This window comes from Vibrio sp. Vb339, assembly GCF_902751245.1.
Classification (GTDB): domain Bacteria; phylum Pseudomonadota; class Gammaproteobacteria; order Enterobacterales; family Vibrionaceae; genus Vibrio; species Vibrio coralliirubri.
Map to the genome: position 1 here is coordinate 1970469 of NZ_CADDIS010000001.1, position 17790 is coordinate 1988258.

16 protein-coding genes are annotated in these 17790 nt (G+C 43.4%); 5 read left to right on the forward strand and 11 right to left on the reverse strand.

What is annotated here, in order from left to right; all coding sequences use genetic code 11:
* Nucleotide 1 precedes the first annotated feature (1 nt).
* From phnK to HRQ85_RS08620, 10 genes are all read right to left on the reverse strand, one after another.
* A complete protein-coding gene (gene phnK / locus HRQ85_RS08575; RefSeq protein ID WP_172379300.1) occupies nucleotides 2-829 on the reverse strand; it encodes a phosphonate C-P lyase system protein PhnK in 828 nt (275 codons plus the stop codon).
* Nucleotides 826-1746 (reverse strand): alpha-D-ribose 1-methylphosphonate 5-phosphate C-P-lyase PhnJ, encoded by a 921-nt coding sequence (locus HRQ85_RS08580; protein ID WP_172379301.1) that lies wholly within the window; start codon nucleotides 1744-1746, stop codon nucleotides 826-828. The genes phnK and HRQ85_RS08580 overlap by 4 nt, the downstream gene beginning before the upstream one ends.
* On the reverse strand, nucleotides 1743-2849 hold the full coding sequence (locus HRQ85_RS08585; RefSeq protein ID WP_172379302.1) for a carbon-phosphorus lyase complex subunit PhnI: 1107 nt from the start codon (nucleotides 2847-2849) through the stop codon (nucleotides 1743-1745). Before HRQ85_RS08585 ends, HRQ85_RS08580 begins: the two co-directional genes overlap by 4 nt.
* A complete protein-coding gene (gene phnH / locus HRQ85_RS08590) occupies nucleotides 2834-3454 on the reverse strand; it encodes a phosphonate C-P lyase system protein PhnH (RefSeq protein WP_172379303.1) in 621 nt (206 codons plus the stop codon). The genes HRQ85_RS08585 and phnH overlap by 16 nt, the downstream gene beginning before the upstream one ends.
* Nucleotides 3455-3599: 145 nt before the next feature.
* A complete protein-coding gene (phnG, locus tag HRQ85_RS08595) occupies nucleotides 3600-4046 on the reverse strand; it encodes a phosphonate C-P lyase system protein PhnG (RefSeq protein ID WP_172379304.1) in 447 nt (148 codons plus the stop codon).
* A complete protein-coding gene (gene phnF / locus HRQ85_RS08600) occupies nucleotides 4047-4742 on the reverse strand; it encodes a phosphonate metabolism transcriptional regulator PhnF (protein ID WP_172379305.1) in 696 nt (231 codons plus the stop codon).
* Nucleotides 4743-4810: 68 nt separating this feature from the next.
* Nucleotides 4811-5599, reverse strand: a complete 789-nt coding sequence (gene phnE, locus HRQ85_RS08605; protein ID WP_086774585.1) for a phosphonate ABC transporter, permease protein PhnE — start codon at nucleotides 5597-5599, stop codon at nucleotides 4811-4813.
* A 51-nt stretch (nucleotides 5600-5650) separates the two neighbouring features.
* Entirely contained in the window at nucleotides 5651-6646 is a 996-nt protein-coding gene (phnD, locus tag HRQ85_RS08610) for a phosphonate ABC transporter substrate-binding protein (RefSeq protein ID WP_050621794.1), read from the reverse strand.
* Nucleotides 6647-6663: 17 nt separating this feature from the next.
* Nucleotides 6664-7476 carry a phosphonate ABC transporter ATP-binding protein gene (phnC, locus tag HRQ85_RS08615; protein WP_172379306.1) on the reverse strand — a complete coding sequence of 271 codons (813 nt, stop codon included), beginning with the start codon at nucleotides 7474-7476 and terminating at the stop codon, nucleotides 6664-6666.
* Nucleotides 7477-7888: 412 nt separating this feature from the next.
* Entirely contained in the window at nucleotides 7889-9118 is a 1230-nt protein-coding gene (locus HRQ85_RS08620; RefSeq protein ID WP_172379307.1) for an MFS transporter, read from the reverse strand.
* 408 nt (nucleotides 9119-9526) lie between these two features.
* On the opposite strand from HRQ85_RS08620, the gene HRQ85_RS08625 reads away from it, so the two are divergent.
* From HRQ85_RS08625 to HRQ85_RS08645, 5 genes are all read left to right on the forward strand, one after another.
* Nucleotides 9527-10192, forward strand: coding sequence for a helix-turn-helix transcriptional regulator (locus tag HRQ85_RS08625; RefSeq protein WP_065676814.1), 666 nt, complete (start codon nucleotides 9527-9529; stop codon nucleotides 10190-10192).
* A 24-nt stretch (nucleotides 10193-10216) separates the two neighbouring features.
* Nucleotides 10217-10600 carry a RidA family protein gene (locus HRQ85_RS08630; RefSeq protein ID WP_017111552.1) on the forward strand — a complete coding sequence of 128 codons (384 nt, stop codon included), beginning with the start codon at nucleotides 10217-10219 and terminating at the stop codon, nucleotides 10598-10600.
* Between the two features lie 37 nt (nucleotides 10601-10637).
* On the forward strand, nucleotides 10638-12044 hold the full coding sequence (locus HRQ85_RS08635; protein ID WP_017102501.1) for a cation:dicarboxylate symporter family transporter: 1407 nt from the start codon (nucleotides 10638-10640) through the stop codon (nucleotides 12042-12044).
* 77 nt (nucleotides 12045-12121) lie between these two features.
* Nucleotides 12122-13444 (forward strand): CoA-disulfide reductase, encoded by a 1323-nt coding sequence (locus HRQ85_RS08640; protein ID WP_172379308.1) that lies wholly within the window; start codon nucleotides 12122-12124, stop codon nucleotides 13442-13444.
* Between the two features lie 1148 nt (nucleotides 13445-14592).
* The gene (locus HRQ85_RS08645; RefSeq protein WP_172379309.1) at nucleotides 14593-15453 is read left to right on the forward strand and encodes a hypothetical protein; all 861 of its coding nucleotides are present in this window, start codon (nucleotides 14593-14595) and stop codon (nucleotides 15451-15453) included.
* A 130-nt stretch (nucleotides 15454-15583) separates the two neighbouring features.
* Here the strand turns inward: HRQ85_RS08645 and HRQ85_RS08650 are convergent, their stop codons facing one another.
* Nucleotides 15584-17377: a hypothetical protein gene (locus HRQ85_RS08650; protein WP_172379310.1), complete on the reverse strand. Its 1794-nt coding sequence runs from the start codon at nucleotides 17375-17377 to the stop codon at nucleotides 15584-15586.
* Nucleotides 17378-17790 lie beyond the last annotated feature (413 nt).

The window sequence follows — 17790 nt, forward strand, 5'->3', positions numbered from 1 at the left end:
CTTAATTCTGCAATACAGAAGAAACTAGCAGTTGTGTGTATGGATGTTGAGGATCATCAAGCACTTGATCAGTAAGGCCGCTTTCTACTACTTCACTGCGGCGCATCACCATGAGTCGATGGGCAAGCAAGCGAGCTACAGCAAGATCGTGGGTTACGATGACCACGGCCAGTTCAAGCTCTGTCACCAAGCGGCGAAGAAGATCGAGCAACTTAGCTTGTACCGATACATCCAAACCACCAGTCGGCTCATCCATGAAGATCAACTTAGGGTGAGTCACAAGGTTGCGAGCGATCTGTAATCTCTGCTGCATGCCGCCAGAGAAAGTCGTCGGCATGTCATCCATTCGATCCGCTGGGATCTCAACATCACCGAGCCATTTCGCGGATTTCTCACGAATTTCGCCATAGTTACGTTCGCCTACGGCCATTAGGCGTTCACCAATGTTACCGCCTGCCGACACTCGGCCGCGTAAGCCATCCATTGGATGTTGGTGCACCACGCCCCACTCTGTACGCAGCAAGTGACGACGCTGGCTTTCCGCCATTTGGTATAAATCTTCCAGTTGTGATATTTGTTTATCCGCGTCACCACGCAGGTAAATCACTTCACCGCTGTCTGGGGTTTGACGGCCAGAAAGCGACTTCAATAAGGTACTTTTACCCGAGCCCGACTCACCCACAATGCCCAACACTTCTCCAGGGAAAAGGTCAAAAGATACGTTCTGAAAGCCCTTACCCGGCGCATAAAGCTTGGTGAGATTATAGACAGACAACAGAGGCTGCTCTGACTGGTTCCATTCGTGTTTCATATTCGTCACAGCGTTCATGCGTTGTTCTCCTGTTGTTCGCGACAGTAATCCGTGTCTGAACACACGAACATATGTGAGCCTTGGTCATCCATAACGACTTCATCAAGGAAAGTATCTGTCGAACCACAAATCGCACATGGCTCGTCCCATTGTTGAATCTCAAATGGGTGATCTTCAAAATCTAGGCTTTGAACCTTGGTGTAAGGAGGAACGGCGTAAATACGCTTTTCACGACCCGCGCCAAACAATTGCAATGCGGCCATGTTGTCCATTTTCGGGTTATCGAATTTAGGAATTGGCGATGGATCCATGATGTAGCGATCGTTTACTCGCACTGGGTAAGCATAAGCCGTTGAGATGTGTCCAAAACGAGCGATGTCTTCATACAGTTTGACGTGCATGATTCCGTACTCTTGCAACGCATGCATTTTACGAGTCTCAGTTTCACGTGGTTCAATAAAGCGCAGCGGCTCTGGGATCGGCACCTGATACACCAAGATCTGATCTTCTTGAAGATCAACTTCAGGAATACGGTGACGAGTCTGAATAATGCTCGCCTCTGTCGTTTTTTCAGTCGTGTTGGCACTGGCGATGGACTTGAAGAACTCACGAATCGACACGGCGTTTGTTGTGTCATCTGCACCTTGGTCAATCACTTTTAGCGTATCAGGTTGGCCGATTATTGCAGCGGTGATCTGCACACCACCCGTTCCCCAACCGTAAGGCATTGGCATCTCGCGACCGCCAAATGGCACTTGATAACCCGGAATGGAAACCGCTTTAAGCAAAGCACGACGAATCATGCGCTTGGTTTGCTCATCAAGGTAGCCGTAGTTGTAACCCGTCGCACCTACTGGGCTCTGAGATGCTGTTTCTTCAGTATTGAATGGCGCTGAAGCGTTACCTATCGGTGCATTAAGCGTTGTTGTGTTCATGACTGACCTCCTTGTTCGTCATTGCTTTGCTGAGCCATCAATTCATCGTGCTCTTTGTGCATTTTTCTCAGCAGTTCAAGTTCTGCTTGGAAATCGACGTAGTGAGGAAGCTTAAGGTGAGAGACAAAGCCTGCGGCTTCTACGTTGTCTGAGTGAGAAAGCACAAACTCTTCATCTTGAGCTGGGCCATCAACAGGCTCGTCGTATTCTGCGGCCTGCAAAGAACGGTCAACCAATGCCATCGACATTGCTTTACGCTCAGTCGCCCCAAACGTTAAGCCGTAGCCGCGAGTCAGTTTGGCTTTCTGTTGTTTATTACCAACAAAGCCATTGATCATCTGGCACTCTGTCAGTTCAATTTCACCAATATCGATGCTGAAACCTAACTCTTCAGGCTCAATCGATAGCGTTGAAAAGCCCGTACGAATCTCGCCAGCGAATGGGTGATTACGACCATAGCCACGTTGGGTTGAGTAGCTCAGAGCCAATAAGAAACCTTCATCACCGCGCACCAAGTTTTGTAGGCGTGCGCTGCGGTTACATGGGTAGTTCACCGGGTTCATAGTGATGTCTTCTGGTACTTGTTGGTCATCTTCTTCGGTCAACATCATGTCGAGGTTTTCGAGAATGCCCAGCACCTGAGGGCAAGGTTCAGAATCAGTCACATCTTGCGTGGGGATCTGCGGTGTTTCCCCTTCGGCAAGTAGGCTGAAATCCAATAAGCGGTGCGTGTAATCGTAGGTTGGGCCTAAGATCTGACCGCCCGGTAAATCTTTATAGGTTGCTGAAATACGACGTTCAATTCGCATTGTATTGGTATCAACGGGTTGCGCAGTGATTAGGCGAGGTAACGTGGTGCGATAGGCGCGCAACAAGAAGATAGCTTCAACCAAATCGCCCGCGGCTTGTTTGATGGCTAATGCCGCAAGTTGTTTGTCATAAATTCCGCCTTCCGTCATCACTCGGTCTACCGAACCTGACAGCTGCTCTTGAATTTGTTCAACGCTTAATTCTGGTAAATCAGGATTACCGCGACGCTTCTTCGCTTGCAGTTGGTGCGCCAGACTAATGGCCTTTTCACCACCTTTTACAGCAACGTACATGTTGTCGCCTCCACTTTAGTTGTACGAGGCAAACACAGCGCTTGCTGGTTCGCCACAAAGATAAAGTCGACACCTAATGGGAACTTCACCAATGATTGACGTTCTTTAAGGTGAGCAATAAAGCCCGCCGGTAATCCGCTAAAAAACGCAGCTTGTTCACTTTGAATGCCTGGGCCACTCAGAGACAGCTCAGTTCCAGACGTTAAGCTATCAACTTCAATCACAACCGTTGTTGAGGTATCTGGGTATTCTTCATTGCCGAGATTGAATGTCAGTTCTGACCAATCAACATCCTGTAGATCTTGTGCTGAAATCGCAGCAAAGCTCGCTTGTTGAGTCTGTTCGACAATCGGTGCGCCAATGTGAAACTTGATGTTTTCAGTGACCGCGTGATCGGCTTTTAATGTCGAAGATAGCCAGATCGGCGTTGCATTGTCGGCTATTGAAAGTAGCGTTTGAGCGGCTGCACTCATCATTGAACCAAAACCTTCGCAACGATTTAGTGTTACGACGGTACCGGGTTCAGACATCGCCTTGAGCAGCAATCGAAAGCACTGCTGACTGTCATGAACTGCATCTTGAAATGCAGGAGAAATCATACTCATTGAATTCGTTCTAACCTGTTTAATTCGTTAATCTTATTCTTGAATGACATGTAGTTCTTTTGCTTACCTGCGAAGCTTTTTCTTAACTAAGCCAGTTTTCGCCGTAGACCTAGTCTTCTTCGCGAAGCTCGTCTTCTCCGCGGACCTAGTCTTCACCACGAACCATAGTAAAAAAGTCCACTTTGCTTGAAGCCACTTCTTGGCGACGGCGACTGTCTCGTTCATGTTTCATCGCAGCCAAAGGCTCTATCAGTTGCGTGTTGATCACTTCGGCTTGCTGTCCGTTTTGCATCAGGGCATCGACGACCGCTGCTAGCTCTGCATGAGGCTTGCTTCGCCCCTGTAGGTAGCTGTAACCAAGCTCTCCACTCGTTAGCTTGATGACGGCGCGAGTAATCGTGACATCCCCCATGTTGAACTGACGGCCTGTTGAGCCCATACGTGCACGCACTTGTGCTAAACCAATCTCTGGTTGGCGAACCATTGCGTATTCCGCGTCTAGCCCTAATGCTTCCCAGCGCGTTTTCAATTCTGAGAACTGGCTCTGCGCGAGTACTGACATCCACTTTTGTCGCTCTTTCAAAGCTGTCATTTAGTGCTCCATTACAATTTCGGTTGCGTCGGCACGGGTGTTCGAACTTGAAAATTCCGCTATCACTTGCGTGCCTTTGATTACGTTGGTGGTTTTAATTTTGAGTAGCGGTGTACTGGTGCTGATTTGCAGCAAACGACACTCTTCATTGGTTGGGATTTTCGCGCCCACTCGAGTCTCTTTTCGCTCTAAATCAGTCTCCAAGCCACGCTGAATAAATTGGTGCAAAGAACCGTTGGTGAAGTTCTTAAGAATCGGCCACCACGCCACATTGGGTAGGTAGTGGTCGATGATGGTTCTCGGTGTATCTCCGGTTTTTCGCAGGGTACGGATGTGAATAACCTTGCTCCCCTCTTCAATCTTCAAGTAGCCCGCAATCTTTGGGGGTACATTGGTAAGACGAGACTGAAGCACCTCACATCTTGGCATCGCGCCTTGCTCAATAAGGTTCTTGGTGAAATGCGCTCCTGAGTGAAGTCGATATTCACTTGGCTGACGAATCACCATGTTGCCTTTGCCTTGGTGGCGTTGAATCAAGCCCGTTGACACGAGTTCATCGACTGCGCGGCGAAGCGTGTGACGGTTTACTGCAAAGCGCTCAGCCAATTTGGATTCAGGTGGTAAGTAGTCACCTGGCACAAAGTGGTCTTTCACTTCCTTTTCAAGCTCTGAGGCAATATCTAAGTAAACGGGCATAAGGGTTTCCTTTCCTAAAATTCAATCACTTATCTAGACAAGTTTGGTTAAATAGGCATCTGAGATGCCTAGATAAACTTCTTACGGATGATTTGAGAAACGAAGTCGATAATGCTTACCGTCACAATAACAATCGCCATGATTGCTGCGGTTTGTTGCAGCTGGAAACCTGAGATAGATTGCCAAAGCAGCACACCGATACCACCTGCGCCAACCATACCCACAACCGTTGCCGAGCGAATGTTCGACTCCAAGCGGTACAGTGAGTACGAAATCCAAAGTGGTAACACCTGTGGAATTACGCCGTAAAGAATCACTTCGATAGGATTCGCGCCTGTCGCTTTCACACCTTCCATCGGTCCGGGTTCAATCGCTTCAATCGCTTCAGCAAAGAGCTTGGCAAGCACGCCCGTTGTGTGAATGAACAGCGCCATCACGCCTGCAAATGGCCCTAATCCGACAACCACGACAAACAGCATTGCAAACACCATTTCATTGATAGCGCGTAAACAGTCCATCAATCGACGAATTGGAAATGTCACCCAGCTCGGCATCAGGTTTTCAGCACTCAGAATGCCGAATGGGATCGCTAACAGAATCGATAACACGGTTCCCCAAATGCCCACTTGAATCGTCACTAGCATTTCGGTTAAGTAGACATTGCTTTCACTAAAGTCAGCTGGGAAAAAGTCTTTACCTAGCTGAACCATGTTCTCTGGGTGTTCGAAGAACATCATTGGTGCCATTTCCGCGCCTTGCCACGCCCAGCTAAGGACCAGTAGTGCTATCACAGCAATCACGCCGTTTTTAATCGACAGCTTTGATGAAGGCTCGTAACGTTGAGTCATTGCAGTCATTGTTCTCATACTCTTTTATAGCGCCGCCCACAGCGGCGCAGGGGAATTGGATTAACCTTTCAGCGCATCAATTTCTGTTTGCAGCTGGTCGATTTCGGCTTGGTATTGCGCCATACGATCGGCTCTCACTTTCTCGCTAAGGTTGCTGTTGTTTTCCGCTTCAACCAGCTTCTTAAACGCTTCCATTTGACGAATAGGCAGTAGTTGGTTGTTATCTGTAGCAGCAAAGCCAGACCAAGCCAGTTGATTTAGGTTTTTAAGCTGCTCAGGCTGTTCGCCGTAGCTCACGAAGAAATCACGCGCCTTTTGTTTCAAGCCTTCATCTAAGTCTTTACGGTAGGTAATCACATCTGATGGAATAAGCTCTGACTGCCAAACCACCTTCAGCTTGCTAAACAGCTCAGGGTTCTGATCTTCAATGCGAATAAGGCTCATGGTGTGATTAGTTGCGACATCGACTTGGTTATTCGCTACGGCCATCACGTTAGCGCCATGGCTTGCGGTCACATTGCGGTGAAAGTCATTCGCGGAGATGCCATTGTTGGCAAATGCTTCGAAGTTCGGAACGAGGAAGCCCGAAGTAGAATTAGGATCACCATTACCAAGCTTGAGTGTTTTGTGTTGCTCTAGAACATCTTCAAGCGTGTTGATGTTGTCGTTTTCAGCGTTAACAATCAGTAAGCTGTAATAACCCTGTAAGCCATCTTCATCGATGTAACGAACGAAGGCTTCAGCGTTTGCACGGTCAACAGCTTCCATTGCCGCCTTGTTTCCGTAGTAAGCAAAATCCACTTTGCCAAAACGTTGTGCCTGAATGATGCCTGCGTAATCGGGTGCGAAATAGGCGTTCACTGGCATGCCTAACGCTTTACCTAAGTCATCCAAAAGAGGCTCCCAGCGGCTACGCAAGTTTTGTTGTGCATCGGTAGCGATGATGCCAAAGTTAATCGAATCTTTAGCAAAAGCGTGGCCAGCAGTGAGTGTCGTCATCAACACGGTTGCTAGCGTCACGGCCTTCTTAATTCCTGATTTCATTGAATGAAACATCTTAAATTCCCTGATACTTAAAAAGACGCAGCGAGCACGTCGTTAGGTTGAATATGTGGCGTGTTTGTCGATTTTTTAGAACGATATAGGTCTTCAAGCTGAGGCTTAGTCAGTTCCGCACTCTTTCCTTCGTAGAACACTTGGCCGTCTTTAAGCGCGATGATGTTTTCGCAATACTTAAGAGCGTGGTCGACTTGGTGGAGTGTTACGATGACAGGAATGCCTTCCTTTTGATTGATGTCCGTAAGCAGCTCCATCACGATGCGTGCTGATTCTGGATCAAGCGAAGCAATTGGCTCATCGGCAAAAATGATTTTGGCTTTCTGCATCAGCGCACGTGCGATTGCGACACGCTGTTGTTGGCCACCTGATAGGTTACCAACGCGTTGGCCTGCAAAATCTTCCATACCAACGCGACGCAGTGCTTCAAGCGCTTCTTGCTGTTGTCCAACCGTAAAAATACCCGTCAGAGTGCGCCACTTAGGTGTAGAGCTCAGTGCGCCAATCAGTACATTGGTCATCACAGATAAGCGGTTAACGAGATTGAATTGTTGGAAGATGTAACCCGCTTGCGCACGGATGTCGCGAACATTGCTGTCTGCCTTACCGTTCGCCTGTACCGTTTGGCCAAGTACGTTAATTTGAGAGTCGGTGCTTTTATCTCCGATGATCAGACCGCTTAAGTGACGAAGCAGTGTAGATTTACCTGAACCAGACGGACCAAGTAGCGCCGTCATCTTACGACTGGTAATCGTCAAATTGATGCCATTCAGTGCCTTGTTCGAACCGAATGTTTTGTTGACCTTCTTAACTTCAATGATGTTATTCATCGTCAATGTCCCTGTTTGATTTAAGGCCACTTTGACGTTTGAATATTAAAGTTACGTGTCGGTTTATTTGCAGAAATGAAATATTTCAAGGGGTTAGTCAACTTGTCTAGACAAGCTTAACTCGCTGTTTTAAATACCAAAAAATCAAGGAACTTGCGGGAGAATATCAACTTATATACGGAGGTAATTCACAGTAATTTGACAATAAAAAGCGCAATAAACATCGCAACGTCTTGGTGTTCTCCAAGCAATAGATACACACATCTAATAGCTGCTAAATTCACATACAAAAAAGCACCCCATAAAGGAGTGCTCAAAGTGATTCATTTTGAAGCGATAACAATACAGGTTAGTCAAAACCTAAATGGACGGCGCTCTATGTTGTCGGAAAAATCTACGTTGTCAGTAAACCCTATATTTTCGATAAAGACGGTTGAGAGCGAGCTAAATGTAACCTTGATACGGTGACTATAGAAATAAAACCGACAATGGCACTACCAAAGATACTCCACAACACCCATTGATAACCACCTATCTGCCAGATAACCGCACCAAAGTATGGCGACAACGCAAATGCTAGCAAATAAGGCACCGCCATTGCGCCCGCCAAAGAACCAAAGTTAGCCTCCCCCATCACCTCACGAGTCGTTAAAGGCTTCACAATACTCATCACACCATAAGCGGAGCCTTGTAGGAGCACAAAACCAAACACCAGATACAGAAAGTTCTCAGATAGAATCAAACACAAGGTCGCGCAACAGATACTCATAAAGCACGCAACGGTGATCCGCATGATCGACCAGTGTTTATCAACCAACAACCACATTACACGCCCGGCGACCTGCATTGGACCTATCAAAGAGATCACCAATATTGCTAAGTCATCAGGAACATTGCGCTCATCTAATAATGGCAATAGATGGTTTAACACCACACCATGATTAAGCGCGAGCATAGAGAAACCACAAGCAAGCAGCCAAAACATTGGGTTAGATAGATATGAAGCAGAACTAAAACGATCGCTTGAACCTTGTGAGACCGTCGGAGGAACTTGTGGCAGAGCACCGGCGTTGGAAGGCAAATTAAACCGAGCAAGCGATTTAGTATTGATGAACAGTAACGGAGCGGCGACGAACAAAACGACTCCGGAAAAAATTTGCAATGTCACCGTTGGGCCGTAATGCTGAGCTAAGTAATGAACTGTTGGAAAGCAAATGGTACTCGCAAAGCCTGCTAGCAAGGTGATCATGGTGATCGCACGCTTGGCTTTCGTTTTTAAGCTACGAATCAGAAAGGCAAAACAAGGTTCATAAAGGCAACCCGCCATTGCGATTCCCATCAATCCCCAGAGCAAGTAAAACCAAGCAAGTTGTTCTACCAAGCTAACCAAGAACAGAAGCAATCCACCAATAACTGCCGAAACCGTCATCATCAGTGCGCCATAACCTTTGTCAATTAAGCGCCCAGCAGGCAAAGCCGCAATGGCAGACACGCCAACCGCCAGCGTCAGCCCTAACATGAATTCAGACCGACTCCAGTCGTGTACTTGCTCCCAATGCAGAAGCATCGCCGGAAAAACGTAATAGAGACAACACCAGAGCAACGTCTGACTGAGGGCTAAACCCCAAACCGCTTTGTTCATAAATCCACACTTCTAGAAAATTCGAATAATTTAAATACAGTTATAGTAAAAGACAGTACTACCCGCTAACCCTATCGCTCAAAAGTGACAATCTAAAGAAAACCAGATGAATAATTTGCGAAGCGTGTTTTCAGCTGAATGTAGAACTTGTCCTAGATCATCAAAACATTCGATAACGCAACCTTTGGTTTTAAATATGTAAACCTTGATGAAGTTTAAGAAATTAAACCTGATTTACCTATTTCGAGTGATCATGTTCAAATTTCGTTCGTGATTTAGCTCTAAAACTTACGATTTGTTGATGTTTTAGACGTTTACGTCAGGTTTACAGAAGTTTACTGTGTATTGTGGAAATACCACCAAAGGAGTAGATTTCAGTCATTGAGTTCAAAAATGTAAACCGAAATCATGAATGTAAAACAAGTTCGATTCACCGATGAAGACAGAGAATGCTTAAGCAATTACTTCCGCTTAGCAGACACAATTGCCGATTTGATTGGTCCCTACTGTGAAGTAGTCATCCATTCATTTGAAAGCTTAGAAAACTCAGTCGTGAAGATCGTCAATGGTCATCATACGGGGCGTGAAATTGGTTCACCGATCACCGATTTAGGTTTACGCATGTGGAGTGCATTCGAGAAGACTGGCGAAGTTTCTCCAAAAAGCTACTTCACCAATGCAGCAGACGGATCTCTACTGAAATCGACTACCTGCGTATTGGCTGGTCCACAACAAAAGCCGATCGGCATGCTGTGTATCAACATGAACTTGTCTTTCCCATTCCCAGAAATCGTCAAAACACTGATGCCTCAGTGCAATGTGCCGCAAGCAATTGTCAGCGAGACATTCAGCAACAATGCAAACGACGTGATTCAACAAGCATTGAGTTCAGCCATTAACGAGGTTGACCAAGACGAGTCGGTTTCTTCCAAAGGTCGCAATAAAGCCATCATTCGTTGTTTATTTGATAACGGAGTATTTGAGCTAAAAGAGACGACTACACAAGTATCAGAGCAACTTGGGATCAGCCGACAGGCGGTTTACAAGTTTATCCGTGAATTTAAATCAGAATAAAACCAATAATTTAGGAGTTACATCGTGAAACAGATCATTGCCACTGAACAAGCACCTGCAGCTATCGGCCCTTACTCACAAGGTACGTCTTACGGCGACATGGTTTATACATCAGGTCAATTACCTCTCGTTCCAGAAACGATGCAGTTTGTTGAGGGCGGCATCAAAGAGCAGGCTCGTCAGTCTCTAGAAAACTTAAAAGCTGTATTAGAAGCGAGTAATGCAGGACTGGACACAGTGCTGAAGACGACCTGCTTCCTATCTGACATGGAAAACTTCGTTGCCTTTAACGAAGTGTACACAGAGGTGTTTGGTACAGAGAACGCACCAGCTCGCTCTTGTGTTGAAGCAGCACGACTACCAAAAGACGCACTGGTTGAAGTTGAAGCCATCGCATACAAAAAATAACCGATTTAGGTATTAATGGGTATCATAGGAGATTCTCATGAGCGTTTCATTTATCGCATTAAGCGTACTGTTCTTTGGGTTCTACGCACTGTTGTCGAACTTCAAAAAGCAAAAGAAAAGTTTTAACTTCCGCGTACTGAGTGCGCTTGCTGCTGGCTTACTGTTCGGTGGCGCAATTCAACTTGTTTTCGGTGTCGGCAACGTTGCTACATCTGGCTTTGCTGAACTGATTTCGGTGTTCGGTAAAGGCTACATCAAACTTCTACAAATGATCGTTATCCCACTTGTGTTTGTGGCGATGATCTCTTCGATCATGAACGTTGAAGGCGGCGGCGCGCTATCTCGTATCGCACCAAAAATCATCGGTATTCTGCTTTTCACTTGTGCAATCTCAGCAGCCGTTGGTATCGCAAGTATTTACCTATTTGGCATCGATGCGAACGCGCTAGTAAGCACAATCGGCACAAACAGTGCGATTGAAGCTCGCGGTGATTCACTGGTTGCAACACAAGATGCAATGGCGAGTAGTGGCTTATCTGGTATGGCTCTGTCTATCATTCCAACCAACATCTTTGACATGCTAACGGGTTCTCAACGTACTTCTACGCTTTCAACTGTACTGTTCGGTATGTTCCTTGGTTACTGTATCCTTCAAGTGAAAAACCGTAAGCCAGAGAAAGTGCAAAACTTCGTTGATTTCATCAACTCTGCAAAAGAAGTGGTGCTTTCAATGGTACGTGAAATTCTGAAGCTAACGCCTTACGGTGTATTCGCTCTGATGACCACGTTCATGATGACAAACGACCTGTTCGCACTAGCAGAAATGGGCCGCTTCCTTCTAGCAAGCTACGTAGCAATCGGCGTTATGTTCGGCATCCACTTCGTCATGGTGTCCATGTTCGGTCTTTCTCCTGCTAAGTTCATGAAGAAAATCTGGCCAGTATTGGTGTTCGGTTTCGGTTCTCGTTCAAGCATGGCAGCTATCCCACTAAACGTTGAAACACAAACTCAACGCCTAGGTGTAGACGAAGAAACAGCAAACATGTCAGCGACATTTGGTACCAGTATCGGTCAAAACGGTTGTGCAGGTATCTACCCAGCTATGCTCGCAATCATGGCGGCACAAGTAATGGGCATGCCTGTAGACTTAAGCTTCATCCTACAACTGATAGCTGTTATCGCAATTGCTTCATTCGGTATCGCAGGTGTTGGTGGTGGTGCAACGTTCGCAGCAGTAGCGGTACTGACCATCATGGGTCTAGACATCACAGTAGTCGCGATTCTAGTGTCTATTGAAGCGCTAATTGACATGGCTCGTACAGCGCTGAACATCTCAGGCTCTATGTTGTCAGGCGTTCTTACAGCGAAGAAGAATGGCTCATTGGATACTGAACAATACGACGCTGACGTTACAGCGACAGTATCAAAAGAAGCAGCAGTATAATTCTCAAACTTAATTAAGAGCACTCCACTTGAGTGCTCTTCTGTTTTTCCTGAGTTCAGGTTATTTAGGTAGTAAATATGAAAGTTGTTGTTATAGGCGGTAGCGCCGCGGGTATGAGTTTCGCAGCTAAATACAAACGTAATCAACCATCAGACGAAGTCATCGTTTTAGATAAGCGTAGCTACATCTCTTTCGGAGCCTGTGGCTTACCTTACTTTGCAGGCGGCATGTTTGATGACACCGAGCGAATGATCTCTCGTACGCCAGAACAAGCCATCAAATCTGGTTTAGATGTTCGTGTAGAAACGGAAATGGTGTCGTTCGACCGCACTGAAAAACAGATTACGGTGCGTCACCAAAACGTAGAGAGCACTATCGATTACGATATGTTGGTGATTGCGACAGGCGCTCGTCCGATCGTTCCCTCATTCAGTGAATACAATTCAGAACACGTATACACACTAACAAGCATGGAAGATGGCTTAGCTGTCAAACAAGCACTTAAAAATGATAGTAAACAACGCGTGTGTGTCATCGGTGCAGGCTTTATCGGGCTGGAAGTCTTTGATGCAGCACATGGCTTAGATAAGCACGTGACGATTATCGAACGTGAACAACACATCATGAGCCGTCAGTTCAGCCCAGAGATCATTGAAGTAGTTGAAGGTGCAATTCGTGAATCCGGTGCAGAGCTAAAAACCGGTTGCAGCGTATCTGCGATTCGCGATGCCGAGCAAGGTGGTTACATCGTAGAAACCGATAACGGTAATGTAGAAGCTGATGTCGTGATCCTGTCACTCGGCTTCAAACCAAACACTGAAGCATTCGAACTACCAAAAGCCGCAAATGGCGCGTTGTTGGTAAATGAATATGGTGCTACTGAAGATGCTTACATCCATGCTGTAGGTGACTGTGCCGTCGTACATCATATGGCACTAGGCAAACCCGTTTATGTTCCTCTAGCAACCACAGCCAACAAACAAGCACGCATGATGGCAGATAAGCTAGCAGGAAAAGACACTTACATGTCGGGCTTCTTGGGGTCCTCTTGTTTGAAAGTACTCGATTACGAACTGGCGTGTACTGGCGTGAATGAACTACTGGCGAAAGAACACAACTTAGATGTCAAAGTATCAACAATTTCAGATAAAAACCAAACGGATTACTACCCAGGCCAAGAAGACATCAAGGTGAAGTTGGTTTATCACCCAGAGACTAAGGTTCTTCTAGGTGGTGAGATCGTAGGTAAGAAAGGAGCGGTTGGCCGTATTAACGCACTAGCAGTTGCTATCACCGCGAAGATGACCACTCAACAGCTAGGCTACATGGATTTCTGTTACGCTCCCCCATTTTCACGTACTTGGGATGCGCTAAACGTGGCAGGTAACGTCGCTAAATAAGCGAACTGATTGTACTAGTCCCAAAGAATATTCATTTCAACATCGAAGCAGAGCGATTAAGCTCTGCTTTTTTAGTGCTTAACACCAAAACACCGATGTTTAACTAACGGGTAATCTTCCACTTTGAAGTATTCAAAGGTTCTTTTGCCAAACTCAAGACGAAAAAAAGCCCGCTGAGTTCTCAGCGGGCTTTCTAATGGTGGTGGAGGGATAGGGATTTGAAAACTATCTACACTGAGACCTATAAAAATCAAAGTCTTTGACTCAATGGTTTTTTTTCCGTTGAAAATAGAAAAATCAGATATCCATCAATGATTCACATTAGATGTTACTAAACCAATAAGCATTTACTACCTAATTTTGACTAGTTTGTGATGTAACGTCTTAAACACTTACACTATTTCGACACTACTCTCTTTTAGCTTTACTACTTAATGATTCCTTTTTTCACAGTATCGACTATCAAAATGATGTTAATGAAAGAACGAAACTGAACTTTTTAACGGAATGTTTAAGCCAATAGAAGCATCTACGTTCCCTAGTAGTAAAATTGTATATTAGCCGATGGAAAGCAATGCATCGCCACACTCTTGATTATTGTACGAATGCGAAAATTGGAGACTGAATAAAAAATAAAATAAATATATAATACAATAAGTTAGATCAACATGTGACGGCTGTTGCTAACGCCTATTTTTATCACGGTTAACTCATAAAATTACAACTAAGAATGTGGGCTGACAAGCTAGCCCATTATACGCTGTCAATAATGACCTAACAGTGGAGCGAAGCTCTCGCGCGGAGCACTATCGGTAGTCCATCTTTTTGTGATGGCTTGCCAACTACTCTCCGAATATATCTCTTAGGCCATAAAAAATGCTAGCCTTTCGCTGCAAAGTTTTACATGCTTCTAGCTACTCACTTCTAATCATTTGTTCCAATGGGGGCTTCAATTTTCGATTTAGCAATGCATTTCTAGTTACGCTTCTGAAAGTTTATGATCATAGCTGATGACTAACACATGTATACTGGAGAAATACTTTACCGAATACAGCACTGTAGATTTAGTGTAATCTGCTATATGATGGGCGTTTTATTCAATTTTTCTGTTACAAAACATCAAGTTTAGATTAAAGGTATTTTATGTTATGACTTATGGAAACAGTGGCATTGGTGATAACTATGGTTTCGATGGGATGTCATGCAATATAGACACTCTTGAATCTCAAGAACAAGAAGAGGCTCGAGAACGTGCCTGGAAAGAAGAAGCAGTAAAAAATGAAATAGCTAGACAAGTATTAAGACTAAAACTCTATAAAAAGTTTTCTAGGTACAATAGTAATAATGAAATTTTATCACATGCAATCAGGTACCTAATTAATCAACAAACCAATAACATAATAAAGAATTATCTTATAAAAGAAAAAACTCCTCTATATTATAAAGAAATAGTTAACCAAAAGAATGCAATTCAAATCTTGGTTAGTCAATTTTTTATCAATGTTATTGGTATAAAGCTAGATTCTTTTAAGTACGACGAGCTTGAAGAGCTAGTAAGAATGGTTGAGAAAAATATCGATAAAGAAAGTGCGTATGTGCGTACAGGAGAGATTCGAAATTTTATATATGAAACAGTTAGCACTCTATTAAAAATCGATAGTTTGGAGACTCCAGAAAACACTATTGAAATTAGAAATCTTTTATCCGCATGCAGGCTTGCTTTACTACTTAATGATTTCTTTTGTCACGATATCGACTATCAAAATGATGTTAATGATAAAACGAAACTGGACTTTTTTTACGAAATGTCTAAACCAATAGAAGCATCAACGTTACCTAGTGGTAAAATGTATGTTAGTCGATGGAAAGCAAGGCACCTCCACACTCTTGATTATTATACGAATGCAAAAATTGGAGACTGTATAAAAAAAATGGAATCCATAGATACTAACTCTGAGTTAGCTCAGTATGTGACGGCTATTGTTGACGCTTGTGTTTATCACAGTTAACTCGTAAAACTAAGAATGTAAGGGCTGGCAAGCTAGCCCATTATAACACTGTCCATAATGACCTAACAGTGGAGCGGTAGCTCTCGCGCGAAGCACTATCGGTAGTACATCTTTTAAGATGGCTTGCCAACTACCTGCCGATTATATCTCTTAGTCCATAAAAAATGCTAGCTTTTCGCTGCAGAGTTTTACATGCTTCCAGCTGCTCACTTCTAAACATTTGTTCCAATGAGTTGATTTCCTCAAAACTATACCGTTCGTATTTTCCATCATTTAGGAGCCTATTCTTGAACGTAAATGAATCCTCGATGTTTACATAATAGGGCTTGCAGAAATCAAAAGCGCTACTTTTATACCTAATTAGTTTTTTTCTTTGACTTACGAATGGTTTGTCAGACCCCGAAGAGTTGAAGCCTACATTAGCAAATTTCTTCACGTTGCCATTATCAATCAACCAATAGCGACCGACATCAAGCCAATATCCTCTGCTAGCAATGCTCTGAATTTTTAGGTCACCTAACCCCTCAGAGATCAATGCGTTAGAGTAATGAAAGAAAGCAGGCTGCAGAGTTTTAGGAATTGAAATATGGATAGAATCAACATTTACATAACATAATTCGATACTTTCAAAATCAAGAAGATACTCAATAGTTTTTGTCATCTTAAGCCTAGCATTTGCCAATACACGCGCGGTTAAACTAAATATTTGCCCTGATTCATTATAACTAGGGTACTCCAACAATATCCCATTGCTCTTTATTTCAATAGAAAAAGTGGTGGTCTTGGCGAGAAAATCAAGAAATGTGTTGATAGAGCAATCATCGGGCCGAACAAAACAAAACTCTCTCTCAACAAACCTCACTAGTTCGAGTTTGCTATCAAAGTTTTTTCTCTTTTTGAATACTTTATTTGTGGAACTGTGGAGCATCGCCAATTTAAACTTTAATAACAACTCTAAAGTTCTATTGTTTTCTTTTTTTGCTTTTAGTCTTTTATTATATAACTTATTTGAATAATTGGCTAAAGGATGCTTAATTGAATCGTCCGAAATGATCCCATCGATAATTATAACGCTTTCAAAGTGACCACTATAATATTCAATCTCACTTTCAAACAAAAACAACTCTAAAACATCCTCGTCTTTCATTTTAAATGCGTAGGATTTTTTTAATTTAACAAATCTAAATGGATGGAACTTTTTAATGAAACTTGTTTTAGGATTAACCAACCTAACTCTATAAAAACCAGGTTTAATTGATTCTGTACCAAATTCAATATTAAATGTTTTGTACGATAATTTTTTCGGATCTAAAAAATCACCACTCATACAACTCGCAAACATAGAATTGTAGTCTAGGGCAATGACGACTCGATTATCGCACTCTTCCTTTATCTTGAATACTTCTTGATACCCAGAGAAGGTCGAAAAATAGAAGTTAGAATCGAGTTCGTTTTTCCACCGTATTTTTCGATTTACTTTACGCATACCTCTAGTAACGGTATCAATACCAAGACTAACACCTCTAATCCCAAGACTACGAATTTTAATTAAGCATCGAGATAATTCATGAAAATTGCGCGTTAAATCATCATGATATTTAACACCAGGAAATACTGGAAAATTTTCTTCTAAAACATACACATTGTGAAAGTCATTAAAACCGTTTTCGGCAAGAAGCATTTTTTCCTTGCTAGTCAAAACAATTAGATCCCTTAAATTCATGGCTTCGACAAGCAATGTAAATTTTTCTAAAGAGTATAGCTGCCCATTATAAATAACGTCAAAACCATTGCTGGAAATTGCAATAAAATCATGAAATTCGATAGAGTCCTGATTCTTTGATGTGATTCGAGTCTTATTACCACTCCGTTTAATCTTAAACTCATTAAAATCATCAAATCGCCCAATAAATATTTCCAACACTCCCCCTCCATTTTATAAACAATTTAAAAATAAAATTATCACAAAAACCAACTATTACTTGGTATTACCATAGCACAGAATTTTTCCACGTCACTTAATATGGTTTATTTGTATAACTTGAAATCATATTTAAAGCGTTGATTACTTGAGGGTATGAACTACCTAGACTCATTGGATTAACATCTATATACAACTAGTTTTTAAATCAAACGTCTCATTGTTCGATTGTTGCCCAGAGAATTTTCGTACTTCTTTGGTCTATTCTTTTGATAAATAGACACATCCAATAAATAACAATCTAATAAATATCCAACTTAAACGAGTATATAGACTGGAATGAGGAGGAGATTACCAATGATTTCAAAGGCATTCTTCTGTAGGTTGTTATATAGAAAAATCACATTATTACGATT